Source organism: Veillonella intestinalis, assembly GCF_943192895.1.
Taxonomy (GTDB): Bacteria; Bacillota; Negativicutes; order Veillonellales; family Veillonellaceae; genus Veillonella_A; species Veillonella_A intestinalis.
Genome location: NZ_CALPCB010000005.1, coordinates 25,523 through 51,445 on the forward strand (window position 1 = coordinate 25,523; position 25,923 = coordinate 51,445).

A 25,923-nucleotide genomic window follows, 5' to 3' on the forward strand; every position below is an offset into this window, starting at 1 on the left:
ACCTCATTTAGCACTACCTTGTGTATCCGTAATCGGTTCTAAGGTAATGGACTTAATCACCACTGGCTCAATCGGTTTATCCTTCTTATCCGTGGCTACTTTACCAATTTTAGCCACTACATCCATACCTTGTGTAACCATACCAAAAATCGTATGTTTATTATCTAACCATGGAGTCGGTCCTAAAGTAATAAAAAATTGAGCGCCCCCTGTATCAGGACCTCGGTTCGCCATCGCCAAAAGGCCCATTCTATTAAAATGTAAATCATTTACAAATTCATCAGGAATGGTATAGCCTGGCCCACCTTTCCCATCATCACCGCCTTGAATCATAAAATCATCAATAACTCGGTGGAAGGTTAAATCTTTATAGTAGCCTTGGTTAACTAAATAATCAAAGTTTTTAACTGTAATCGGTGTCTTAGTCCCAAACAGACGGACTTTAAAAGTCCCTTCTGATGTTTCAAACACAGCATAATGATCTTTTACTGGCGTATTATCTAAATTAGGGGCTTGCAAAGTTTTTACTTGCGCTGTAGCTGTGTTTCCCTGTTTAGCCGCATCCGTGTTATCCGTCTGAGCCGCACCACAAGCACTCGTTACTAATAGAGCTACACCCAATAGCCCGGCGGTACACAAACGTCGCCAATTCCCATACTGTTTTATTAGTTTCATTCGTATCTCCTATATATGAAAAACCGCTCACAAACAATATGAGCGGTACTTTTGACATTTCATTATAACATAGGCTATTAAATTACGCTAGGGCAACAACTTAAATCCAACCAAAATTTTTGCACGCTTCATAGATACCATCTCGTTTACAATCAGAGGTAATATAATCAGCCGCCGCCTTTAATTCCTCACGAGCATTACCCATAGCAATATTAAGCCACTCTGAACTGAACATGGATAAATCATTATAGCCATCACCAAAAACAACTACATCGGCTGGCTCCATACCATAATGAGCAATCATACGACGCACACCCTCTGCTTTAGCCATTGGTTCAAAGAGAATACAATTCTCTCCATAGCGAATCAAATCCTTCGTCATATGAACCACTTGTTTACTTGCTTCTTGCTCGGGTGTCATAAAGGCATAAATTTTATAAAAATGCTTTACCTGTCGATAATCAAAGGCTGGATCATATATAGTTTTAAATACATCCCAATCTGGATGCCACTGTAGCACATCTTCATAAGGGGTCACACGCACCAATTCATTCACATCTGTAACCGCCCAATGTAAACCAAGCTCATCTAAATGAGACAAATACTTGACACAAGCTTCACGATCCATGCCTTCCATAAATACAATTTCATTATTAATCGTAACGCTTTTGCCCCCATCAGCCACAAAATCAGTAACACGGGCTAACTCTGCAAATCGTTGCGCATCTTTTTGTAGACGCCCCGTCGCCAAAGCTACTCGATGGCCATTAGCTCTTAATGTATCCAACGTTTCTTGCGCACTCGCCGGAATAACGCCATCTGGCCAAACAGCCAATGTATTATCAATGTCAAAAAAGAAAAATTTCTTTTTCATCCATGCCTCCTATCATACTCGATTAATTTTTACCCTTTGTCACGACCTGACATCAATTTAAAACGTTCTTTTTGCTGTACCTCAGGATATTTTTCATGATCAACAGGACTCGCAAACATACCTAATGGACGAATATACGTCTTTCGCTCACCATATAATTGTTGATATACCACGAAAGGCTCGCCTGTTTCTGAATGGATAGCAATATCTTTTACGTAATAATACATCCCTTTAAAATGACGGTATAAGCCACCAACTACTATTTCCTGCATATAACCTCCAACAAATCGTGTTGTTACGAACGAAAATCATCTTTTATCGTCTTTTATTGTAACACATCAGTTAGAAATGCATAAAGATTTTCTTTATTAAAATTTTCACCCCATAAACACAAAGGGAACACAAATGAAACTTCATTTGTGTTCCCTTTTACAGGAGATATTTTATTTTTTAATCCAAGACATTAAGCCACGAAGTTCAGCACCTACTTTTTCAGATTCATGATTAGCTGCTTTTTCACGGCGCGCATATAATTTCTTGAAACCGTCCTTATAATCGGCTAAGAATTCATCAGCAAAATCCCCTGACTGAATATCCGCCAATACTTGTTCCATTTCTTTGCGTGTATCTTCTGTGATTAATTTAGTGCCTGTAGCATAATCACCATATTCCGCTGTATTGGAAATAGAACTACGCATAGTATGGAAACCACCTTCATAGATAAGGTCAACAATCAATTTCATTTCATGAACGCATTCAAAATAAGCATTTACTGGATGATAACCAGCTTTTGTCAATGTTTCAAAACCAGCTTGCATTAATTCACAAATACCACCGCAAAGAACTGCTTGTTCACCAAATAAATCTGTTTCTGTTTCTTCTCGGAACGTCGTACCTAAAATGCCTGCACGCCCCGCACCAATACCTGTAGCCCAAGCAAGCGCCAATTCTTTTGTGTCGCCAGATGGATCTTTTTCAACTGCATATAAGCTAGGCACACCACTGCCTTCTTGGAAGGTACGGCGTACAAGATGGCCCGGTCCTTTAGGGGCTACCATGAATACATTGGCATCAGCTGGTAGCACAATTTTTTTATAATGCACATTAAAACCATGAGCAAACCCAAGATATACACCTTGTTTTAAATTAGGTGCAATATCCTTTTCATAAGTTTCAGCCTGCAATTCATCAGGAATTAATACCATTACTACATCCGCATCTTTAACAGCTTCTGCGGTGGTCTTAACAGGAAGACCGTCTTTTTCTGCTACTTGCCAAGATTTAGAACCTTCACGAAGCCCTACGGTTACATCCATACCACTTTCTTTTAAATTAAGAGCATGGGCATGACCTTGTGAGCCATAACCTAGAACGGTAATTTTTTTACCTTTTAATGCGTCCAAATTACAATCTGCATCATAATACACTGTTGCACCATAGATAGTTCCTGCCATAATAATTCCTCTCTCTCTGCTAGTTAACTAGCTAACCTATCCTCAACGAATCACGCTATTAATTACGTCCGTCGTAGAATAATAATAAATATATCCTCTTACTATATGCTTATAATCGTTCGCCTCGACTCATAGCCGTCACGCCCGTTTTAGCCATTTCAAGCACTCCATAAGGCTTCATAATATCAATAAAACCACGGAGCTTTTCCTCATCACCAGTCAGCTCAATAATCAGTGAACTTGGCCCTACATCCAATACATTACCACGGTAAATATTGGCAATTTGTACAATTTGCGACCGCGTCTGATCGTCCGCTTTTACTTTAAGGAGCATCAGTTCACGTCGAACTACATCCGTTTTAGGAAACACTTTTACTTTAACAACATCAATAATTTTATAAATTTGTTTTTGAATTTGATCTAATGTATTACTATCTGCATCTACAGTCAACGTCATCCGCGCATAGCCTGATTGGACAGTAACCCCAGAAGTCATCTTTTTTACAGAGTAGCCACGACGGTTAAACAACGCTAACACGCGAGCACCAATACCTGGTGTATTTTTAGTAATCACTAAGATTTGATGTTCATTTGCCATCGTCGGCCACCCCCTTTGCGCCACGCATATCCCCTACAGTCATACCAGCTGGAATCATAGGATACACATTCTCTTCACGCTCTACGATACATTCAATTAATACGCCTTCATCAGATTCAAGTTCCGCTTGTAATTTTGCCTTTAAGTCATGTTGTCCTTCCACTTTAACACTGCGTACACCATAAGCAGCAGCCAAGGTTTGGAAGTCAGGGTTCACGGATAAATCAACGAAGGAATACCGTTTATCATTGAATAATTCCTGCCATTGTCGCACCATGCCCAAATAAGAATTATTTAGTAAGACTACTTTTACTGGCAACTTATATTGCTTGATAAGCAATAATTCATGAGCCGTCATTTGTAAGCCCCCATCGCCAACAATTAAGACAACCTTTTTATGTGGTTGTCCCACTTGCGCGCCAATGGCGGCTGGCAAACCAAAACCCATTGTACCGGCCCCACCAGAGGTGACAATACTATTAGGCGATTGATAGGTAAAATATTGAGCCGCCCACATTTGGTGCTGCCCTACATCGGTAACAATGATAGCGTCTCCTTGTAGCAATTCATTCAATGTAGCCAATACCTTTTGTGGTACTAATTGCGTTTCTGAAACGTCTCGATAGCGTAGGGCATATTCTTCTTTCCACCTATTCGTTTGCCCTACCCATTCTTCATGCGAAAGTTCAGTCATAGCGCTATTCATTGCTTGCAGAACTTGCTTTACATCACCTACAATGGGCACATCTACTTTGCGATTCTTTTCAATCTCAGCAGGGTCAATATCAATATGAATAATCTTAGCTTGTTTACAAAAGGCTTCTGGATTCCCTGCAATGCGATCATCAAAGCGAATCCCCGCTGCTAATACCACATCCGCTTCATCAGTAGCAAAATTGGCCGCTGCCGTGCCGTGCATGCCAAGCATTCCTAAAAATAGTTCATGATTGCCTGGAAAGGAACCAAGCCCCAACAAAGTATTCGTCACTGGAATTTGTGCTTTCGTAGCCAATTCATACAGTTCATCCGCAGCCCGCCCTTTTAATATGCCTGCCCCTGCAATAATGAGAGGCCGTTTGGCAGCTTTCAGCAAGGACACCGCCTTTTTAATCTGTAAAGGATGACCTTTATAGGTTGGCTCATAGCCTTCCAAAGCAAAGGGATCTTCACAAAGACGATCAAATTCAGCTCTCGAAATACTAGCTAACTGCACATCTTTAGGAATGTCTACTAACACTGGCCCAGGACGCCCTGTGGTAGCAATATAATGGGCTTCCCTCAAAATCCGTGGTAAATCATAAATAGATTTAACTAGGTAATTATTTTTAGTAATCGGCATAGTGATACCTACAATATCGGATTCCTGAAAGGCATCTTTACCTAGTAACGACCGCCCTACTTGTCCTGTAATAGCTAATACCGGCACTGAATCCATGTGCGCTGTCATCAGACCAGTCACTAAATTAGTTGCTCCAGGTCCTGAAGTAGCTAAACAAACACCACATTTACCGGTAGCTCTCGCATAACCATCCGCTTCATGCGCAGCCCCTTGCTCATGACGAGCAAAGTAATGGGTTAACTCATGGTATTTATAAATTTCATCATAAATAGGAATAACCGCGCCCCCAGGATAACCAAAAAAGTCCGTTACACCTATGCGATGTAATGTTTCCAGTACGATTCTAGCCCCATTGATTGTCTCTGTACTCATGTGTTCACATCCTCTCTTCTCTTTTACCGCTACCTCGACAACTCTCATTCCTTAGCGGTTATATTCGTTAACTTCACTTGTATTAATACGATGAATCGTATAGCCATGTTCTGCAAACACTTCTGTAATTCGTTGAATATGTTCTTCCCCATTTGTTTCAACCGTTACTTGCAACTCCACTTCATGGAAACGGTCAAGATTTTTAAACTGATTATGTTCTAATTTAATTACATTCGCATTTTGTCCTGCAACAATTTGTGAAACCGCCACCAACTGACCTGGCTTGTCAGGTAAATTAACAGAAAAAGTAAAAATTCGTCCTCGTAAGACAAGGCCCTTATTAATCATAGAAGCGATGGTTAATACATCAATATTGCCACCACTCAAAATAGAGACTACCTTTTTGCCTCTTTCCTTTAACTTCTTGAGCCCCGCTACAGATAAAAGGCCTGCATTTTCACCAACAATTTTGTGCTTTTCTGCTAATAATAAAAAGGCTTCCATCAATTCATAATCAGACACCGTTACAATCTCATCTACATACTCTTTTATGTATTGTAAGGTAACGTCCCCTATTTGCTTCACCGCCGCACCATCAGCAATGGTACTCACACTCTCTAATGCGACTGGCGATTCCGCTTTCAAAGCGGCTACAGCACTGGCTGCCCCTTCTGGTTCAACCCCAACAATTTTAATAGAAGGATTTTTTAATTTAGCCGCTGCCGCTACACCTGCTACTAAACCGCCACCACCAACAGGAACCAATAAAATATCAGCATCAGGTAGTTCTTCCAAAATTTCAAGAGCAATAGTACCTTGCCCTTCAATGACATCTTCATCATTAAAAGGATGAACAAACACATAACCATTCTCTTTTTGTAAACGCACCGCTTCTGCATAAGCTTCGTCATAGACCTCACCAGCTAATACAACCTCGGCCCCATATTGGCGGGTAGCCTCCACTTTAATAAGAGGGCTAGGCTTTGGCATGACAATAACCGCCTTTGTCCCTAATTTTTGAGCCCCTAAAGCAACCCCTTGGGCATGGTTGCCAGCCGACGAAGCAATAACCCCACAAGCCTTTTCCTCTTTAGTTAGCTTAGCTATCTTGTTATAAGCGCCTCGCAATTTAAAGGATCCTGTACGCTGTAAATTTTCCGGCTTAATATATACATCATTTCCCGACTCTTCAGAAAAAACGTTACTGTGAATTAACTTTGTTTTCACCGTCACAGTGCTTAATCGTTCACGGGCTTCTATAAAATCATAAAGTGTTAACATCGTACCAATCCTTTTCTTTTGCTCTCTTACTTGTATTCTCTATACCTAGTTCTCTCTACTCTCTATCCTTCAAATATCAGTTAGGGTTCTCTCAACACCCCTTATTCGATATTTCTTCTATATCTAGTTCTCTCTGCTCTCAAGTTCTCTCTAATTTTCACTAATTCTCACTAGTTCTCCCTATTATAGGGTATTGCTCTTTATAGCATATTGCGTTAAACGCTCTATATAAAATGTCCGCTCTCCCATATGACGATTTCTCACGTCGTCAATTAATATTTCTCAATAGCCCCTTCAGCGGCCGACGATACATGGCTGGCATACTTTTTCAAATACCCTGTAGCCCCTGAATCACGAGGTGTAAACTTGGCCTTACGCGCCGCTAATTCCTCATCACTCAACTGTACTGCTAACTTACGGTTCGGAATATCAATTTCGATAATGTCACCTTCTTCAATCAAAGCAATCGGCCCCCCAGCCGCCGCTTCTGGTGAAATATGACCAATGGATGCACCCCGTGTAGCGCCCGAGAAACGACCGTCTGTAATAAGAGCTACCTCTTTGCCAAGGCCCATTCCCGTAATCGTAGAGGTAGGCGTTAACATCTCAGGCATCCCAGGACCTCCTTTTGGTCCTGCATACCGAATAACAACGACGTCTCCTTTCTTAATCTGATTGCTAGTAATAGCCTCACAAGCTTCTTCCTCACTATTAAAAACTCGAGCAGGGCCACTATGTACCAACATTTCTGGATCCACCGCACCAGCCTTAACTACAGAGCCATCAGGTGCTAAATTACCAGTTAGAACGGCAATCCCGCCCGTTGGATATACTGGATCTGTCCAAGAGTGAATCACATCCTCATCTATTACCTTAGCTACTTGAGCTAACTCACCTTGCGTAACTAATGCTACAGTTTTTGCTGTTTCATGAAGCTTATGTGCTTCTTGTAAACGGTGCAATACGGCTGTAATGCCACCTGCTTCATACAAATCTTCAATGAAATACGACCCTGAAGGAGACAGCTTAGATAATTGCGGTGTAGTTTGTGCAATTCTATCAAAATCTGCTAACGTGAGTGGAACACCTGCTTCATACGCTACCGCTGGCAAGTGAAGCGCCGTATTCGAAGAACCACCTAAGACCATATCTACAGCCACTGCATTTTCAAAGGCTTCACGTGTTAAAATATCCCTTGGCCGTAAATCGGCTTTAAGAACCTCCATAATCTGTAATCCAGCTCGTTTTGCTAAGCGCAATCGTTCTGAATACACCGCAGGAATTGTACCATTACCAGGTAACGCCATTCCCAAAGCCTCAGTCAAACAATTCATTGTGTTCGCCGTGTACATACCAGAGCAAGAACCACAGGTAGGGCATGCGGTATCTTCTAACTGTGCTAGTTCTTCTTCGCTCATCAAGCCAGCCTCTACTTTGCCAACCGCTTCAAACACATCACTAAGACCGACTCGCTTACCCTTATGCTTACCGGCTAACATAGCACCACCACTTACAAAGACTGAAGGAATATTGAGTCTAGCTGCTGCCATCAACATGCCTGGCACAATTTTGTCACAATTAGGAATGAATACTAGCCCATCAAACGGGGTGGCCATCGCCGTGGCTTCAATGGAATCAGCCACAATCTGCCGCGTTACTAAGGAGTATTTCATGCCAATATGATTCATCGCCGTGCCGTCACAAATACCAATGGTATTAAATTCCATAGGAATACCACCAGCTTCGCGAATGCCATCCTTAACAGCTTGCACTAGGTTTCGTAAATGCATATGGCCCGGGATAATCTCATTGAAGGAATTCGCAATACCAATAACAGGTTTACCGATTTCTTCATTCACAAAACCCAATGCTTTTAGTAAGGACCGATGAGGTGCTCTCGCTACACCTTTTGAAAAATTATCACTACGCATGTTCTTCTCTCCTTTATCACCACTAGGTGATGTAATAAAAAAAGACGATTCCGAAGAATCGTCTCAAAAGTACCGTATAAAATATTCGTATTGTCTCGCACAAATATGAAAATGTATTACATGTCCTAAGCTACTTTATATTAGCTTGCAAAACCTCTCATTGAGGTGAGCTCAGGCCCATGATTTGTGGAAACTTTTAAGACGATGTCTGTTAAGTTGTATTCATGGCTAATGACAATAATGTCAATAATAATGAGCAAGCTAATAATGACTACTACTAAACCTAACATGACATGTCCTCCTTTCCACTGTATACGCTATGTGCTAACTAGCACGAAATTATAAATTCATCAAACAATACATCCACTGCTTGTGTATTGTTGTACACTATATTAACACCCTATTTCTAAAATAGCAAGTAAAAATTTTAATTTTTTCAAAATTTTGCGGACAAATATCCATATCTATTAAACAAAACAAATATGCACTATGAGCATATATCCACTCATAGTGCACATTGAATGCATATTCTATTTTATCTTAAATACATATTCTATGTTATCTTAAGAATCACTTCGGTGAGCCTGTCCTAACACACTATGTTTACGACTATAACCCATATAAATCAAAAATCCTAATACACTCCAAGCCATAAATAATTGAATTGTATGGGCTGATAATTGGGAAAAAACAAATGCACAGAATAAAATAGCTAAAGGCGCCACCACATATACAGCAGGACAACGGAAATCTCGTTTCACATCAGGATATACCCGACGCAATACCATAATGCCTAAAGCGGAACACATAAAAGCAAATAAGGTACCAGCGGAACACATTTCAGCCACCACATGAATAGGGGTAAACCCAGAAATCAAGGCTACTACTACGCCAACAACCATCGTAATAATATGAGGCGTACGATATTTCTTATGAATACGACATAAGCTATGTGGAATTAGACCATCTCGGCTCATAGCATAAAAAGCACGGGTCTGCGCATAAATCATAACCAACAACACCGTAGATAAACCACAAAGAGCACCAGTCCCTACAATGGCCGAACCAGCCCGCATACCTACATATTCCAACACATAGGAGGCTGGTGCTGCTGTATCTAATTGAGGATACGGTACTACGCCAGTCATAACAACGCTAACAGCAATATATAAAATCGTACATATAACGAGCGAAGCAATAATACCAATCGGCATATCTACTTTTGGATTCTTCGTTTCTTCCGCCGCTGTAGCTAACGAATCTACACCTAAATACGCAAAGAAAAGAATAGCGGTTCCCGCTGTAACCCCTTGCCAACCATAAGGTAAAAATGGATCCCAATTAGCAGGATCTACATGAGGGGCTGCTAGGAATAAAAACAAGAAGATTGTACCTACTTTGATTAATACAAGCACCCGATTTACTTTGGCACTCTCACGAATCCCCAATACTAAGAGACCTGTAGCAAATAACACCACTAAAACCGCTGGTAAATTAACGATTCCACCATCATGAGGAACCGCTGTTAAAGCATGAGGTAAATCAATTCCGGCAGCATGTAAAATCCCCACCAAATAGGCAGACCAGCCACCGGCTACAGCACTAGCGCCTACGGAGTATTCCAACACTAAGCCCCAGCCAACCCACCAGCCGAAAAACTCGCCTAGGGATGCATATGTATAGGTATAGGCACTACCAGATACAGGTAGCATAGCAACTAGTTCACTATAGGCTAAACAAACAAAGGCACAAGTAATGGCTGCCAATACGAACGAGAGCATCAAACCAGGGCCTGCATAATCAGCAGCACCAATACCCGTCAATACGAAAATACCAGTCCCAATAATAACACCTAACCCTAATAGGGTAACATCAAAAGCACTCAAGGCTTTTGACAATTTTTTCTCCTCTGCCACTGCTGTTAAATCAGCTAAGGGCTTCCTACGCAACCAACTCACCAAAAATCCTCCTATACTACTATAAGCTACTGTTTTACTTATCCATTATACACTATTTTCATAATTTGTAGACATATAAAAAATGAGTAGTTCTATGTAGAACTACTCATTTTATAAAGTTTCTGATTAAGTTTTACCTAAAATCTTATTTACTGATTGTAGTACGCTGATTCCCCCGATTAGCGTCTATCCTTTAGGCTACAGATTCTTCCTGTTCAGGTGCTACTTCTGGTTTAGATACAAGCGTTTTATGGATAAAGCCAATAATTAAACCACCTACCGTAAAGGTAATCCAACCCATACCTACATCATGGAATGGCACATACGTAGCAAACCATTGACCAAAAGCACCAAGATTTACTTCCGCTGTTTCACAACCACTTACAAAAGCACTGATTAAAGTTAAACCCATAGTCCAAACATATACACATTGACGGCCTTGGAATGTGTTATTCAAGAAAGCCAAAGTGATAATAGCAATTGTCAATGGATACAAGAACATTAATACTGGAATAGCGGCTACGATGATAGTTTTCAAGCCATACATACCAATAAAGAAGGACACTACCGAGAAAATAACAGCATAAATTTTATAATTAATGCCAGAGTATACACGGTAGAAATATTTAGCACAAGATGTTACAAGACCAATACTTGTAGTCAAGCATGCCAATAATACAATTACGGCCAAAATTAAAGCACCAATGTTACCAAATAACAATTTAGCACTTTCTGCCAATACAGGAGCACCGGTATCTAAAATACCAAGTTGACTAACGCTAGTAGCCCCAAGATTAGCTACGAAAATATATACAAAGCCTAACCAAGCCACAGCAATTAAACCTGCTTTAAAAGTAGCCGAAGTAATTTCTTCTTTTGTCTGAGCACCAGACAACTTAACAAAATCAATAACAAGAATAGCAAATACTAATGATGCCAACGCATCCATCGTATTATAACCATCTAAAACACCTTGCACAATAGCTACACCAGTAGTAGCATAGGCATCTGTCGGCTCTTGATACCCACCCATTGGTGTAACCAATGATTTAATAATTAAAGCACAAATACTAATTAATAATAATGGCGTCAACACTTTACCAATGCGATCAACTAACTTAGCTGGGTTAATAGATAACCAAAGCGTAAGGGCAAAGAACACAACTAAGAACATAGTTTGCGCTGTATCATTAGCCGCCCCACCTAAAAATGGTTTTACTGCAATTTCATAAGATACTGTACCCGTACGTGGAATCGCAAAAGCAGGTCCAATTGTCAAATATAATAATACCGTGTAAATGAAACCATACACTGGATGTACGCGACTAGCTAAAGCCTGTACGTCCTTAGAACCAGAGTAACCCATAGCCATAACACCAAGTAATGGCAGACCCACACCAGTAATGATAAAGCCTAAAATAGCCCACCAAACATTTTCGCCTGCTTGTTGTCCTAAGGACGCAGGGAAAATTAGATTACCAGCTCCAAAAAATAGAGCGAACAACATCAAGCCAATAGCGATATAGGCTCGGTTACTTAATTTAACATTTTCCGTATTCATAATCCCCATCCTCTCTCTTATTAAATTAAGGTTTGCATTAGATTATACAACGTTTTTAAGAATTGGACAAATGTATTTTGAAATATTTCCTAGTTTTATTTATTACATTTTTGCATATCTTTCTTTAAAAAGAGAAAACCATATAGAAAAAACACATTTCACCATTACAGCGAAATGCGCATTTTCCCTATATTCAAGGCATTTAAATAAACTATTTTTCACCTTTAATAGAACCACTCTATTTATAGAAAATTTTTATGAGATTGCATTAAAAATCAAGATACAGGCCGAATATCTACTTTTACATCATAAAAAGTGCTTCCTTCAGCAAAATCAGTTAACCTTGATGAGGTTAATGCATTAATACCTGCCTGAGCATCTGATGAATAACGTTGCCACCACACACCATACGATACAACCGTCTTAGGTTGTACCCCTTTATCAAAAAATACCGGCATTTGCAAAGTTCCTTGCTCATTAGCGAGTTCTACTAAATCACCTTCTTGTACCCCCAAGTTAATCCCCTCGTCAGGATGTATCCAAGCTGCCATAAGTGGTTTAGTCCTATCAAATACACGTTCACAGAACGAAGAGTCTAAAATACGAATATCAGGGGCATTAATTAAATGGTATTCACCACTAGCCACCGTTTCACTATAAGGTGCTACATAAGTAGGTAACATAGCCTGTTCCCTTGGATTATAAATCTCAATCTTACCTGATGACGTCTTAAAGTTCATCTTATAATTAGCTGGTACGGCCATCTCAACAGGTTCGCCTGCTAATAATTTAGCTTTATCCGCTTCACTAACATGAGTCGCCCTATCTAATGTATCTTGAATTAAATCGAGCGCCGTCTTATCAAAGAAGGGATCTGTAATGCCCATAGCCTTAGCCAATAAGCAAATTGTATCCCAATTAGACTTACTTTCCCCAATAGGCTCAATCGCCTTGTAACCAATAGCACTTGTATAATGGCCATAGGAATTATAAATATCATCTGCTTCTACCGAAGAGGTAGCCGGTAAAACAATGTCCGCATATTTAGCCGTATCAGTTAAAAATCTTTCATGTACTACTGTAAACAAATCCTCCCGCTGTAAACCGCGACGCACTTGATTCTGATCTGGCGCTGTAATCGCAGGATTAGAGGAGTAAATATAGAGACAGCGAATAGGATCTTCTTTTTTATTTAATATATCTCCCAATTTTACCATAGGCACGGTAGGTACTACTTTACCAGCATGAAGGTCCCAAGACATAACACCATCATTAATGTAATAACTACCTTTAGCATCACTTAACATGCCACCACCTAAGGTTTCATAAGCCCCAACTACAGCAGGCAGACATGCAATAGCTCGCACTGTCATGGCGCCATTACCATAACGGGATAAACCACTACCTAAACGGATAAAAGGCGCTTTTGCCTTCCCATAAGCCTGTGCTAAAGCTTCAATTTGTTCTACTGAAACACCTGTAATCGCCGCTACCTTAGTTGGTGTATAAGTACCTAGCTCAGCTCGAACAAGCTTATCATACCCAATAACATGCTTTTCAATAAAATCACGGTTTACAAGGTCATCTCGCTCTAGTATATGAAGAATCCCCATAGCTAAAGCTCCATCGGTGCCAGGTTTCACTACCACTACTTCATCGGCTTGATCACAAGTAATCGTATGATAAATATCAATAACCCAAACTTTAGCGCCACGAGCTTTTGCTGCCTTCACATCATGCATAATATGGATATCTGTAGCAAGTGCATTAAGACTCCACAAGATGACACAATCGCTATGACCTAACTCTTGTGGCCGTGTTCCAAAAGTATTTCCCATTATCATCTGCCAGCCATAAGTTTTAGCAGGAGAACAAATACCTCGATTATGTCGCACCGCACCTAAACGAGCAAACAGAGGAAACCCCGCCGCTTTATGAATTAGTCCCATAGTACCAGCATACGAATAGGGCATAATACTTTGACCACCATACAAAGCCAAACTCTCTTTAAATTTCTGAGCAATGCTTTGAATGGCTTCGTCCCAACTAATTGGCGTAAATTCACCAGAGCCCTTAGGTCCCGTCCGCTTTAAAGGTGTCAATAAGCGTTCTGGGGAATGAATGGTTTCCTCATAATGCGCCATTTTAGGACAGAGCATTCCCCGCGTAAAAGCATGGTTAGGATTCCCTACCACTTTAGTTACACGACCATTTTCAGTTGTTACTATTAGCCCACAGGCATCAGGACAATCGTAAGGACATACGGCATTAATCTCTCTTTTCGTCATACTGCTGACTCCTTTATCTCAAAAACTTGCTATTATGTATTCATCCTCACACTATGCATTTTATTATCACACTGTAAAGATTTTAAATACTTTTAATTACTTTTAAATATTCTATAAATACAACCAATAATTCAAATACAATTATTTTCTTTATTGTATCATGTTAAGCTATCCCTGTTGAGGAGTTATTTCAAGAAGAAACAAAACAGCCCACACTCAAGCGAGTATGGGCTGCCATTCATTCTGCTTAACAGGCTATGCCATTCCTATTAAACTGCGCAATTAAGGATTGCGTCATATGTGCTAGGTGCATTATCAATAAAATGTACTAGTATTAATAGTTACCAGTGAACATATCACCAGCTACTGGTGGTTTGTAATCGCCAAAGTATTTGGAGAAATCAAGACCTAAGTATTCGCAAAGTTCATATACTTCTGTCATTGTTTTATCAATTACAGGGATACCATTTTCTTCACGGTCTTTAACTGCTTCGATTTCTTTTTCACCATGAGTGTAGATGCGAGCTTCGCCTTCAGCTTTAGGAGCTTCACGAAGTTCAGTTAAGAATGTGGAGAAATGTTTTTTGATAGCATCAGCATCACCGAAGAATGCTGGGTTAATAGCCATGAAGCCGTGGCAAATATTGGATTTACCATCTTTCATGCAGTGGTTAGAAGTACCACCCATGGAAAGGATAGCTGCGAATAATTCAACAACCATACCATTACCATACCCTTTATGGGAACCTAATTGTTCAGTGTTACCACCAAGTGGCATGATACCGCCACCTACGTGAGCAGAGATGTTTTTCAATACGTCAGCTGCATCAGTGGAAGGGTTACCATCTTTATTCAAAGCCCAGCCATCAGGTAATTCTTTACCTAATTTATTGTACATTTCTAATTTACCACGAGTTACTACAGTAGTAGAAGCATCGAAGAAGAAGTTGTAAGGTTCAGCAGGTGCTGCCCAAGCTTGAGGGTTAGAACCTAACATTGCTTTACGAGCATATGTAGGAACCATGATAGCTTCGGAGTTTGTGCAAGAGAAGCCAATCAAACCTTCTTCTACAGCCATGTTAGCATAGTAACCAGCAATACCATAGTGGTTGGAGTTACGTACAGAAACGATACCTACACCAGATTCTTTAGCTTTTTTAATTGCTAATTCCATTGCATAATGACCATTTAATTGACCCATGCCATCATGACCATCGATTACAGCAGATACTGGAGTTTCGAAAACAACTTCTGGTTGTGCATCAACTTTGATAGTACCTTTTTCAATACCTTTATGGTAACGAACAAGACGTTGCATACCATGGCTTTGGATACCATACATATCAGACATCAATAATACATCACGAATAATTTTAGCGTCTTTTTCAGAGAAACCAAATTTCACGAAAGCATCTACGCAAAGTTGGTCAAGTTGTTCATACTTAAATTTTACTACGTTTCCCATGTGTCTAATCCTCTTTTCCGAAAACATATACCTGAAACAAGCTCTTCAAGAAATTCCTAATCTAAATCCTAATTTCTGACGTTTTTTGGTCCCCTTCTCAAATTGCTTATTTCCTTTTAAAGACAAGTTCATTATAGCACAGGCCCTTTGATTATTAAATACTCCAAAGCCCGAAAAACGTCTAAAATCCATTACTAAATCTGCATAGCCAAAGCATCTTTGACGAATAACTGACGGTATGGGATGCCCGAACCACTAGTTATCACTTGTTTTTTCCATTAATGCATTTTACTAATAGTTGCAATCCATTTTTTAAAAAATTACGTCTTTTTAGAGTTGATTATTGTAAAAAGACATCTATTTTTCAGAATAATACAATGTATTTTTAACAAAAATAGATGTCAAATTAGAAAAAACACCCCTGCCAACTTCCGGCAAAGGTGTTTTCTTTTCTATTCAAGTATCAGCTAAATTACTACAAACTGAATTACTATAAGCTGAATTGCCATAAACCGTTACAGCTTAGCAAAATTTATATTTTATTTCTTATCTTTTGCTTTTTTGTCCGCTTTTTTGTCCGCTTTTTTATCTACTTTATGATCCTGCTTAGCAATAGCTGCACTTAAAGCCTGTCCCATAGCATTCGCTTTTTCAGCAGAACTTAAAGTCACCAAAGAAGCTCCATTCATCAATACTTGATTACCTTGTACTACAGGCTCACCTACTTGATTATCATGATAATAGCGCGCTAATTTGCCAGCTACTAAATACGCACGCATAGCACCCGTGTAATTGCCGGCTGCCTCACCTGTATAGACAGGTTGATTATTAACATACACGACATCCTCTTTAACCTCTACATGCTTATTAGAATACACATGCAAACGTTTCAAATGATCTGAAATACGTTGACTCATCTTAGGATGATCATTAGGATTAATAATCTGGCCTAGACCATCCGTGTATAACTCGCCATATTTATCGCGAATTACCGCCATGGAAACAGCCGCAGCGCCTACATTAAAGTGACTATCAGCTAATAACTTAAAGCCCCATTCATCAGCTTTCTTCTCTTGGCTCATACTAAATACTTGTTCATTCAAGTAATTGCCAGCTGCATTGCCCAATATTACACTAAGACCGCCTGCATTATTTGTTGCAGCGCCTACAGCGGTCTGCAATGCCACACTTTTACGAAGACCACGAACGATATCTTTATTTTCTCCATGACCTATTTCATGACCTACTACCGAAGCCAATGCATCATCATCTAACATATCCATAAGGCCTTTGTTAATTGTCATAACACGACCTACCCCCATGCTAGCATTAGCATCTGTTTGAGGATTTACAAAAACTACATACGTCCGTTTCACATCAGGAGAGCTAGTCAAGGCCTCAAAGATTCGTTTAGCTCTATCTTGATAGGCATAATTATTATAATACCCTACTTGACTCTTACGCTGTTCAAGCATGTATTGCTGACCTTGCTCAGTATCATCTAAGTTAGAAATTCCTGTATTAACTTCTACCATATTTACTGCGCCACCGAGTAAAACATCAAATAAACTTGCTTCTACGGTAGGTCCCGAAAACCCTACGCCACTAGCTAATAATACACCTAAGGTTGTTGCTCCTAATGTTCGACGCCAACGTTTCATAGTTTTACCTCCCTACATGCCATCTTCTTCCGTACGCAAAGTTGTATCTCTAAATCTCGTTAATTCCCCTTGGAACAAGAGATTAATTGTACCCAGCGCACCATTACGATGTTTACGAATAATAACTTCAGTTATATCTTCTTGTGTATCGTCTTTACTATAATACTTATCACGATACAAAAAGACTACAATATCCGCATCCTGTTCCAAAGAGCCAGATTCACGTAAGTCACTTAATACAGGGCGCTTATCAGTACGAGATTCAACGCCACGACTTAACTGTGATAAGGCAATCAATGGAACATTCATCTCACGGGCTATTAATTTAAGATTTCGAGAAATCTCTGAAATCTCCTGCTGACGATTATCACTATTGCCACCATTACGGCCTGTCATCAACTGCACATAGTCCACAATAATTAAATCTAGGCCTTTTTCTACTTTTAAACGACGCAGTTTAGAACGCATCATCTGTACAGTAAGCCCTGGTGTATCATCAATATATAATTTAGAGGACATCAAACTATCCATCTGTTTTGCCACTTCATCCCAATCAGCTGGCTGTAACTGACCAGTCCGTAGTTTATGGGAAGGTACTTCCGTAGCCGAGGATAAAATACGACCTACTAACTGCTCCGCCGACATTTCAAGGGAGAAAAAAGCAACGGAACCTTTACCTTTAACGGCCACATTATACGCTAAATTAAGCGTAAATGCGGTTTTACCCATAGATGGTCGTGCGGCAACTAAAATAAGGTCTGACCGTTGTAAACCATTGGTAATATTATCCAAATCCTTAAAACCAGTGGATATACCAGTCAACGTATCGCCATGATTCTGTAGTTCCCCTAAGCGCGAAATTAAATTAGGCAACACATTACCTAAACTTACAAAGGACGTTTCTGCTTTTAATTGCCCTGTTACGCCAAGGATTCCTACTTCCGCATCATTGAGAATTTCAGGCACTGATTTAGTCGTCGCATAGCTTTCACCAACAATTCTATTACCTACATCTATTAACCGGCGTAACTGCGCCTTACCAGCTATAATACGAGCATGCTCTTCCACATTATATACAGCCGAGGCAGCATTCGTAATATCGGTAATATAATTAATGCCACCTACTTCTTCTAGCTTTTTAAGACGATTTAATTCTTCTACTAATAGAATCATATCCGGCCGCTGATGAGAGTGCTGAATATTCTCAATCGCTTCATACATAATTCGATGGGCATCACGGTAAAAATCGCTACGAGTAACAATGCTACTAATTGAGTCGTATACATTCTCCCCTGTAAGCAAGGCTCCCAGTACAGCTCGTTCAGCCTCTATACTATGAGGAGGGATCCGTGGTTCTGCCATAATTAACCTTCCACTAATTCAACTTTAATGGTTGTTGTAATTTCAGGATGTACACGAATTAAAACATCATGGGCACCCAAAGTTTTTAATGGCTCTTTTAATTCAATTTTCTTTTTGTCTACATCAACATCAAACTGTTTAGCCAATGCATCAGAAATATCTTTGCCCGTAACCGATCCAAAAACGCGACCAGCGTCCCCCATTTTTACAGGGATTGTTACTTCTACTTTGGCAAGTTGACTGGCTAAGATTTTAGCTTCATCAGCATTTACCTGTTTTTTATGAGCTGCTGAGGCCTGTTGCTGTTTGGCATTATTCAAGTTAGCTGGTGTACCTTCTAAAGCCTGACCTTTTTTGATCAGTACATTACGGCCATAGCCTTCACTTACTTCAATAATTTCACCTTTTTTACCTACTTTTTTTACATCTTCTAACAAAATTACTTTCATTCTGTTTCTTCCTCCTTCTTCATGGAATTAGTCCGTTCTTTTGCCGCTTTTTTAACAGCCGCAACAGCCTCTTCCATGGTCATATCATATAATTGGCCTCCAGCAACGGTTCGATGACCGCCACCACCTAAGGCCTCCATAATAAGCTGAACATTAATCGCTCCTTGGGAACGGGCACTTACGCCAATGCCGCCATCGGCCATTGGATAAAGTACAAAGCTTGCCTCAATCCCTTCAATTGTAATCAAAGTATCCGCCGTTTGTGCCGATATAATAGAGGCATTTTGAATACCATCAGGGCATATAGTTAAAGCTAAACCATCAAATCGTTCGGCGTCGGCCAACATTTTAGCCCGCAATTGAACTCCATCAAAGCTTTCCATAAATAAATGGCGTACAATCGACAAATCAGCGCCCGAACGACGCAAGAATGAAGCTGCATCAAACGTACGCGAACCTGTTTGCACAACAAAATTCTTAGTATCGACTACAATCCCGGCATAAAGAGCGCTCGCCTCTACAACATTTAACGAAATAGGGGCTACAAAATATTGAATCAATTCAGTAACCAACTCACTAGTTGAAGACGAAGCTGGCTCTAAATAGGTCAACAATGGTTTTTCTACAAAATCAGAAGCACGACGATGATGATCAATAACCACACGACGTTTTGCTTTCTGTAACGCTTTTGGTGCGGCAACCATATCAGGTCGATGTACATCCACTACAAATACCAAAGTAGAATCAGTCACAAGCTCTTCCGCTGCTTGTGGCGTAATCAATAAACTTTCAAACCCTGGTTCAGTAGGGAATAAATCAGACAATTTCTTAATAGCTACGGTTTGATCGCTCACAGCGACATGGACCGGTTTACCCGCCCCACGAGCCATAGCAGCTACACCAATAGCGCCACCAATGCTATCATAATCTTCCCGTTCATGGCCCATAACAATAACATTATCCGCATCATCCATTAACTCTTTGATAGCTTGTGCCACTACACGAGCACGCACACGTGTATTCTTCTCAGCACCCTGTGTTTTACCACCATAAAACTTTAGTTCTTCGCCAATATATACGGTCGCTTGGTCACCACCACGACCTAAGGCTAATTCTAAACCAGAACGAGCCCGTTCTGACTGTTCTTTAATGTTTTCTTCGCCAGCAGCAATCCCAATACTAATAGTGGCTGGAATACGGCGACTAGTTGGAATATTATGAACTCTTGCCAACAATGGGAAGTTCTGTTCAATCATATCCATTAGTGCATTTTTAGAAATACAGAAAATATAAGAATCCTCTGCATAGTTACGAACAAAACCATCATAACGGTCAATTTCTTCTACAATGGCATTGTTAATCTCAGCCCACAGATTCGTATATTCCACATCACTTAGCCCTTTAGTTACATCTTCAATGTTATCCATCATAAGAAAACCAAAGGCTGGTGCCATAGCTTCCGCTTCATGACGCAACTGTTCTGATTCTGTCACATCATCAAAGTAAAACGCCATATAGGATTCCACTTCGCTGGACTCTGAATCTTTACGGTCTGTGCCATCAATAAATTTATAAATAACACGATAATATTTATTTTCAATTTTTTCATTAAAATATCCCGATTTGCCCCAAATCTTATCTAAACGCAAACTAGGAATAAAAACATTCAAGCGTTGTGTTTTGTCTGGATCTTGTGGCATCCAATCACGGAATACACTATTGCACCAACAAACACGAGCTTTACTGTCAATAATAACAATAGCAGTTGGCAGATTTTGCAAAGCAAAGTTTGAAGCCTGCGTAATCCCTTTAGCAATCGTATCAAATTGTTCATAAATCTGACGACGCTGTTTATGAATGGCTCTACTGCTATATAAATAGGCTACAACAACAAACAACAAGCCAAATAAAGCTAATTGCCAGTTAAGCCAAGCAATCACTAATAGTAATGCGATAATAACAACAATCGCGGTCTTTTCAAAGGCCCCTAAAAAGCCTTGATTCCCTTTCATAGTCTCGCTCCCTATCCCTTTATTCATCATCTACTGTCTTTTTAGCCAAACGACGACGTAGATCAAAAATTAAATCAAGTATGCCAATCCATAGGGTGGCAAAATTCATTAATAAGGTCAAAAATATCAAAACTAAACGGAAAACTACAGACATCTGATAGCTTTTGAAGATATTCCACAAACAGCCTATCCCTTGTAGCACTAACATATACGTCCCTAAGGCATATAAATTATAGGCTACTAAATTAATCAATTCCGATTGATATTGGTCACCCCAATAGGTGAGTAAAATGCCTAAAGCGAAGATATAAACAGCCCATTGCGGTACGTGCCATTGATCAATCGGCGGTAAGGTAACACCTTGCCCACCAGCTCGGCGCACAACCACATTTGCCACCTTACATATAGCATAACTCATAATCACAGACGATATGAACAAAGCTGCAAAAGCTACATATATCATCTGTTTTAACATAGTCTCCATACTAGCTACCATAGGCTGTATCTGTTCTTCTAATAGACCTTGTTCACGATACGCGGTTTCCATACTAGTAAGAGTTTCTTGCTGAAACTGTTGCCACATCTGCACTAAATCTACCTGCATAACATATTGTGCAATCCCTAGTTGAACGGCAATCATTGCCATCATCGTAAGGGCTGGTAACGTCAATAACCGTGCTGTTGGCCAACGCCGTTCATACCCATAAGCGAGTACAATACCAGGAACACCTGAAGTAAGCACTTGCATAAAAGCCATTAACGGAGTAATGACAACACTCATCACCACACCAGAGGTAATAGTCGCTAACATACTCCAACGTACGCCATGTCGTGCCCCTAGCACGACCAATACGGCAGGCATTAAAATAGAAGCAAAAATACCCATAGCCGGTACGGTTAAGCCAATAAAGGTAAATACCATAATAAGAGCCGTCAAAAATCCTGTTTCCACAACGGCCCGTGTATCTGTATATTTCATGTATAAATAACTCCTAAGAAAATAGTCGTGTGACCAAGGCCACACGACTATTATATCATTTTGTATTGCTTTTGAATATCATTAACCAGTAAATCAAGGGTAGCAATTATGCAAAACACCTTATAAAATCTAGAATAACACAGCTTATAGAGACCCTAACAAATTACACGTCTTGAATAATTGGTAAGATCATCGGACGACGACGTGTCTTTTCATACAAGAATTTACCAAGCGTATCACGAACTTGTGATTTAATAGTAGCCCAATCTTTCATCTGATTCGCTTCACATTTCTCAATCACTTGCTCAATGCGTTTTTGTGCTTCATTCATAAGGTCTTCCGCATCACGAACATACACAAAACCACGAGATACAATATCTGGGCCTGCCACGATTTGACCACTAGCCCGATCCATAGCCATCACTACAATAACCATACCTTCTTGTGCCAACTGCTGACGATCACGAATTACGATGTTTCCTACATCACCTACGCCAAGACCATCTACAAAGACTTTACCAGCTGTTACATGACCGCCTTTGCGAGCTGTACGACTAGTAAATTCAAAAATCTGACCATTATCGCCTACTAATACATGATTTGGTTTTACAATCCCCATAGATACAGCTAACTCACCATGTTTTTTAAGCATGCGATATTCACCATGTACTGGAATAAAGAATTTAGGGCGTACCAAATTAAGCATTGTTTTCAAATCTTCTTGACTACCATGACCTGATACGTGAATGCCACGGTCACGACCATAAATAACATCAGCACCTAAACGCAATAAATTATCAATCGTACGACCTACGGCCGCTTCATTACCAGGAATTGGTGTCGCCGAAATAATAATTGTATCATTTGGTGTAATCTCGATAGTGCGGTGATTATTCGTTGCCATACGAGATAAGCCGGCCATCGGTTCACCCTGACTACCAGTCGTCAAAATCATGATTTCATCATCACGATAGCGATTCATTTCATCCACGTCAATCATTGTACCTTCGGGCACATTTAAGTAACCTCGTTCTTGTGCAATTTCTGAAACGTTAACCATACTGCGACCAAGAACAATGACTTTACGTTTGAACGCTACCGCTGCATCTACAGCTTGTTGTAAGCGAGATACATTAGATGCGAATGTAGCTAACACAACACGACCTCGCGCTTCTCCCACTGCTCGTAACAAAGCAGGACCTACTGTACTTTCAGAAGGTGTAAAGCCAGGTTTTTCCACATTAGTGGAGTCGGACATTAAAGCCAATACCCCTTTATTCCCAAGTTCAGCAAATTTATGTACATCCATTAATTTACCATCTACTGGAGTCTGATCTACTTTGAAGTCACCAGTATGAACTACCGTGCCCACTGGCGTTTCAAAATATACGGCACACGCATCAGGAATAGAATGGTTTGTTTGAATAAAGCCCACTTTAAAAGTACCAATGCGGATTTCATCGCCCGCTTTGACTACATTAAGTTTCACGCCGCCTACTTTATTTTCTTTTAACTTGCCTTCAATTAAGCCACATACTAAATTAGTCGCATATACAGGCACATTAATTTCTTTAAGTAAGTACGCCAAAGAACCAATATGGTCTTCATGACCATGAGTGATAACAACAGCACGCACTTTATCTTTATTTTCAATCAAGTAGCTCATGTCAGGAATAACAATATCTACCCCTGGCATGTCATTTTCTGGGAACGCCAACCCTGCATCCAAGACAATAATATCATCGCCATATTGGAATACTGTCATATTTTTACCAATTTCACCAAGACCACCTAATGGGATAATCATGAGCTTATCTTTTTTATTGGCCGTATGACGAGCATTGGCTTTAGCCGCTTCACTATTACTGTTCGCATTGTTAGTATAGCGTGTATTTTTAGTGCCTTCATTATTATTACGTGAATTATAGCGGCCATTACTCTTACTATTATTCGTGCGATTATTTGTACGTTGCGCTTTAGGTGCCCCTTCACTAGTCGCTGCTACATTCGTATTTTTACGACGCGGTGCACTCGTTTTCGTCCCCTCACCATTGGCAGTACGACGAGTTGTTGTACGCTTAGTTTCACCACGAGTTTCTTCACTACGATTGGAAGTACGACGGGTGTTACGGCGAGGTGCTCCTTCATTAGCAGTTTCCCCAGCAATTACAGCACCTGTTTCTGTAGGAATTGCTGTATTTGCTGTATTCTTAGGCCCATTAGTAGTCGCTTCGCTACTCTGGCCTGTTACTTTATTAAATAATTCTTTCAACATGAGTTCAATACTCCTCCTAAATTTTACTTAACATCTGATTAACCTATATGTACCTACATAAATCGCAAGCGCCTAGCGCTACCAATAACGACTTATCAAACGTATTGTCAGCATATAAACAAAATTCCCTTATAGTAACAGTTACCGTCAAGCCAGTCCTCATTCTGTCTTGTCCCGATAACTCTATCAAGGGAACTCGTTCATTATTAACTTGTCAGTATATGAGCCAATCTATGCACCACAAATGAAAGGATAATCTACTTCTAGACACACCTTTCCCTATGCATAGTACTACTTGTAAAGTTAAAGGGCTGTTCATCAACGAGGCCATGTATATAGCGCTTCACAAGCTTCTATATAAACATGGCGATGAAATCCATTGCCCAAAGCCGAACGAATATCTTAAATCTAGTATATCATATTTATAGCAAAACTCAAAGAACCCCCGAGCTAAGCTCGGAGGTTCTCAGTATAAACACAAACACCTTATGTAACCACAAACAGCAAATCATTAGTTACGAGCGGATAAAGTAGCATAAATTTCAGCAAACTGATCGCGATATTGTTGTGCGCCCCCATTAGCTGGATGTCGCAATGGATAGGCGAAAATAGCTTGTTCTTGTAAAACGCCTGATGATTTACGTCCTACAGCAAAAACACTCGCATTAAGACCCTCACCCGTCATCGCAGAAGCTAGTTCACGAGCCATTGTTTCATCGCCATGAAGAGCCAAATTATTTAACACTAACAATTCTTTAGCAAACGTTCCACCAATTTTTAACTCCGCCTCTGTAGGCGTGCGATTAGATAATAGCTTACCCTCTTCATGAGGGTGGAAGGGGAAAATATTCCATAACAAGGCTTTATATGTATCAATGCCATTATCGAGTAAGGTGGACCATACCACCGTATCAGTAGGTTCATTAAAACCTTCGACTTGCACCTTAGCTTTCGTAAGCAAAGGACTCGTAGCTAAACTCGTACGCTCTCCCTTTCCTTGTGGCAAAATCATGGTAGGCTTTATTTGATTATGAAAACCTAACAACATGCGTTCACAAGTAATAGCAATCCCTGAAAAGCGTCCTCCTTGATACCCCATAGCCTCGGCAATAATCACATACGGACAGCCACCAAGGCGCGCTAGTAAATACTGACGTAATTGTTCTCGGCGAATAGCTGGTGCTTCAAGAGTACTATCTAGACCGTCCTCATAATCTCGCCAAGGGTTAAATACTGTAGGCGAACCTTCATAGGAGGTCAACCGTTCAATAAATTGATTGACCTTAGCTTCTAATTCTACGTACTTATCAGTCATTTTCACAGCAATAAACCTCCTATGGCCAAAACCTATGAAATGTCATAAAGATATACCTTATGACATTTCATAAA

Annotated in this window: 20 protein-coding genes; all 20 read right to left on the reverse strand. The window is 40.1% G+C overall.

Features of this window, described 5'->3' with window-relative positions; all coding sequences use genetic code 11:
• Positions 1-3: 3 nt before the first annotated feature.
• Positions 4-675, reverse strand: coding sequence for a peptidylprolyl isomerase (locus NFR27_RS04920; protein WP_308795373.1), 672 nt, complete (start codon positions 673-675; stop codon positions 4-6).
• A gap of 100 nt (positions 676-775) precedes the next feature.
• Positions 776-1,549: an HAD family hydrolase gene (locus NFR27_RS04925; RefSeq protein WP_251454679.1), complete on the reverse strand. Its 774-nt coding sequence runs from the start codon at positions 1,547-1,549 to the stop codon at positions 776-778.
• 29 nt (positions 1,550-1,578) lie between these two features.
• Positions 1,579-1,821, reverse strand: coding sequence for a DUF1653 domain-containing protein (locus NFR27_RS04930; protein WP_251454681.1), 243 nt, complete (start codon positions 1,819-1,821; stop codon positions 1,579-1,581).
• Between the two features lie 171 nt (positions 1,822-1,992).
• Positions 1,993-3,003, reverse strand: coding sequence for a ketol-acid reductoisomerase (gene ilvC, locus NFR27_RS04935; RefSeq protein WP_251454683.1), 1,011 nt, complete (start codon positions 3,001-3,003; stop codon positions 1,993-1,995).
• A gap of 109 nt (positions 3,004-3,112) precedes the next feature.
• Positions 3,113-3,601: an acetolactate synthase small subunit gene (gene ilvN, locus NFR27_RS04940; protein WP_251441973.1), complete on the reverse strand. Its 489-nt coding sequence runs from the start codon at positions 3,599-3,601 to the stop codon at positions 3,113-3,115.
• Complete coding sequence (ilvB, locus tag NFR27_RS04945; protein ID WP_251454685.1) at positions 3,591-5,312, reverse strand: biosynthetic-type acetolactate synthase large subunit; 1,722 nt, start codon at positions 5,310-5,312, stop codon at positions 3,591-3,593. The genes ilvN and ilvB overlap by 11 nt, the downstream gene beginning before the upstream one ends.
• A 51-nt stretch (positions 5,313-5,363) precedes the next feature.
• Complete coding sequence (gene ilvA, locus NFR27_RS04950) at positions 5,364-6,593, reverse strand: threonine ammonia-lyase (RefSeq protein ID WP_251454686.1); 1,230 nt, start codon at positions 6,591-6,593, stop codon at positions 5,364-5,366.
• 272 nt (positions 6,594-6,865) lie between these two features.
• Complete coding sequence (ilvD, locus tag NFR27_RS04955) at positions 6,866-8,524, reverse strand: dihydroxy-acid dehydratase (RefSeq protein ID WP_251441966.1); 1,659 nt, start codon at positions 8,522-8,524, stop codon at positions 6,866-6,868.
• 140 nt (positions 8,525-8,664) lie between these two features.
• Positions 8,665-8,814: a hypothetical protein gene (locus NFR27_RS04960; RefSeq protein ID WP_251441963.1), complete on the reverse strand. Its 150-nt coding sequence runs from the start codon at positions 8,812-8,814 to the stop codon at positions 8,665-8,667.
• Between the two features lie 273 nt (positions 8,815-9,087).
• Entirely contained in the window at positions 9,088-10,482 is a 1,395-nt protein-coding gene (locus NFR27_RS04965) for an amino acid permease (protein ID WP_251441961.1), read from the reverse strand.
• Positions 10,483-10,675: 193 nt separating this feature from the next.
• Entirely contained in the window at positions 10,676-12,043 is a 1,368-nt protein-coding gene (gene brnQ / locus NFR27_RS04970; protein WP_251441959.1) for a branched-chain amino acid transport system II carrier protein, read from the reverse strand.
• Between the two features lie 275 nt (positions 12,044-12,318).
• Positions 12,319-14,331 (reverse strand): molybdopterin-containing oxidoreductase family protein, encoded by a 2,013-nt coding sequence (locus NFR27_RS04975; RefSeq protein WP_251441956.1) that lies wholly within the window; start codon positions 14,329-14,331, stop codon positions 12,319-12,321.
• A 334-nt stretch (positions 14,332-14,665) separates the two neighbouring features.
• Positions 14,666-15,796 (reverse strand): Ldh family oxidoreductase, encoded by a 1,131-nt coding sequence (locus tag NFR27_RS04980; RefSeq protein WP_251441953.1) that lies wholly within the window; start codon positions 15,794-15,796, stop codon positions 14,666-14,668.
• 539 nt (positions 15,797-16,335) lie between these two features.
• The gene (locus NFR27_RS04985; protein ID WP_251441943.1) at positions 16,336-17,457 is read right to left on the reverse strand and encodes a M48 family metallopeptidase; all 1,122 of its coding nucleotides are present in this window, start codon (positions 17,455-17,457) and stop codon (positions 16,336-16,338) included.
• A 12-nt stretch (positions 17,458-17,469) separates the two neighbouring features.
• The gene (dnaB, locus tag NFR27_RS04990) at positions 17,470-18,819 is read right to left on the reverse strand and encodes a replicative DNA helicase (protein ID WP_251441940.1); all 1,350 of its coding nucleotides are present in this window, start codon (positions 18,817-18,819) and stop codon (positions 17,470-17,472) included.
• A gap of 2 nt (positions 18,820-18,821) precedes the next feature.
• Positions 18,822-19,268 (reverse strand): 50S ribosomal protein L9, encoded by a 447-nt coding sequence (gene rplI, locus NFR27_RS04995; RefSeq protein ID WP_251441937.1) that lies wholly within the window; start codon positions 19,266-19,268, stop codon positions 18,822-18,824.
• Entirely contained in the window at positions 19,265-21,280 is a 2,016-nt protein-coding gene (locus NFR27_RS05000) for a DHH family phosphoesterase (RefSeq protein ID WP_251441934.1), read from the reverse strand. Before NFR27_RS05000 ends, rplI begins: the two co-directional genes overlap by 4 nt.
• A gap of 19 nt (positions 21,281-21,299) precedes the next feature.
• Complete coding sequence (locus tag NFR27_RS05005) at positions 21,300-22,259, reverse strand: YybS family protein (protein WP_251441931.1); 960 nt, start codon at positions 22,257-22,259, stop codon at positions 21,300-21,302.
• Between the two features lie 163 nt (positions 22,260-22,422).
• Positions 22,423-24,534 (reverse strand): RNase J family beta-CASP ribonuclease, encoded by a 2,112-nt coding sequence (locus tag NFR27_RS05010; protein ID WP_277612531.1) that lies wholly within the window; start codon positions 24,532-24,534, stop codon positions 22,423-22,425.
• A gap of 511 nt (positions 24,535-25,045) precedes the next feature.
• A complete protein-coding gene (locus tag NFR27_RS05015; protein ID WP_251442453.1) occupies positions 25,046-25,849 on the reverse strand; it encodes a uracil-DNA glycosylase in 804 nt (267 codons plus the stop codon).
• Positions 25,850-25,923 lie beyond the last annotated feature (74 nt).

What these genes read in the sequence shown, in the direction of transcription:
- NFR27_RS04980 (WP_251441953.1), bottom strand. Translation starts at nt 15,796, where the DNA reads ATGGGAAACGTAGTAAAATTTAAGTATGAACAACTTGACCAACTTTGC.
- NFR27_RS04960 (WP_251441963.1), bottom strand. Translation starts at nt 8,814, where the DNA reads ATGTTAGGTTTAGTAGTAGTCATTATTAGCTTGCTCATTATTATTGAC.
- ilvD (WP_251441966.1), bottom strand. Translation starts at nt 8,524, where the DNA reads ATGCGTAGTGATAATTTTTCAAAAGGTGTAGCGAGAGCACCTCATCGG.
- NFR27_RS04985 (WP_251441943.1), bottom strand. Translation starts at nt 17,457, where the DNA reads ATGAAACGTTGGCGTCGAACATTAGGAGCAACAACCTTAGGTGTATTA.
- NFR27_RS04930 (WP_251454681.1), bottom strand. Translation starts at nt 1,821, where the DNA reads ATGCAGGAAATAGTAGTTGGTGGCTTATACCGTCATTTTAAAGGGATG.
- ilvA (WP_251454686.1), bottom strand. Translation starts at nt 6,593, where the DNA reads ATGTTAACACTTTATGATTTTATAGAAGCCCGTGAACGATTAAGCACT.
- NFR27_RS05015 (WP_251442453.1), bottom strand. Translation starts at nt 25,849, where the DNA reads ATGACTGATAAGTACGTAGAATTAGAAGCTAAGGTCAATCAATTTATT.
- brnQ (WP_251441959.1), bottom strand. Translation starts at nt 12,043, where the DNA reads ATGAATACGGAAAATGTTAAATTAAGTAACCGAGCCTATATCGCTATT.
- NFR27_RS04925 (WP_251454679.1), bottom strand. Translation starts at nt 1,549, where the DNA reads ATGAAAAAGAAATTTTTCTTTTTTGACATTGATAATACATTGGCTGTT.
- dnaB (WP_251441940.1), bottom strand. Translation starts at nt 18,819, where the DNA reads ATGGCAGAACCACGGATCCCTCCTCATAGTATAGAGGCTGAACGAGCT.
- NFR27_RS05005 (WP_251441931.1), bottom strand. Translation starts at nt 22,259, where the DNA reads ATGAAATATACAGATACACGGGCCGTTGTGGAAACAGGATTTTTGACG.
- ilvB (WP_251454685.1), bottom strand. Translation starts at nt 5,312, where the DNA reads ATGAGTACAGAGACAATCAATGGGGCTAGAATCGTACTGGAAACATTA.
- NFR27_RS04920 (WP_308795373.1), bottom strand. Translation starts at nt 675, where the DNA reads ATGAAACTAATAAAACAGTATGGGAATTGGCGACGTTTGTGTACCGCC.
- NFR27_RS05010 (WP_277612531.1), bottom strand. Translation starts at nt 24,534, where the DNA reads ATGTTGAAAGAATTATTTAATAAAGTAACAGGCCAGAGTAGCGAAGCG.
- NFR27_RS05000 (WP_251441934.1), bottom strand. Translation starts at nt 21,280, where the DNA reads ATGAAAGGGAATCAAGGCTTTTTAGGGGCCTTTGAAAAGACCGCGATT.
- rplI (WP_251441937.1), bottom strand. Translation starts at nt 19,268, where the DNA reads ATGAAAGTAATTTTGTTAGAAGATGTAAAAAAAGTAGGTAAAAAAGGT.
- ilvC (WP_251454683.1), bottom strand. Translation starts at nt 3,003, where the DNA reads ATGGCAGGAACTATCTATGGTGCAACAGTGTATTATGATGCAGATTGT.
- NFR27_RS04975 (WP_251441956.1), bottom strand. Translation starts at nt 14,331, where the DNA reads ATGACGAAAAGAGAGATTAATGCCGTATGTCCTTACGATTGTCCTGAT.
- ilvN (WP_251441973.1), bottom strand. Translation starts at nt 3,601, where the DNA reads ATGGCAAATGAACATCAAATCTTAGTGATTACTAAAAATACACCAGGT.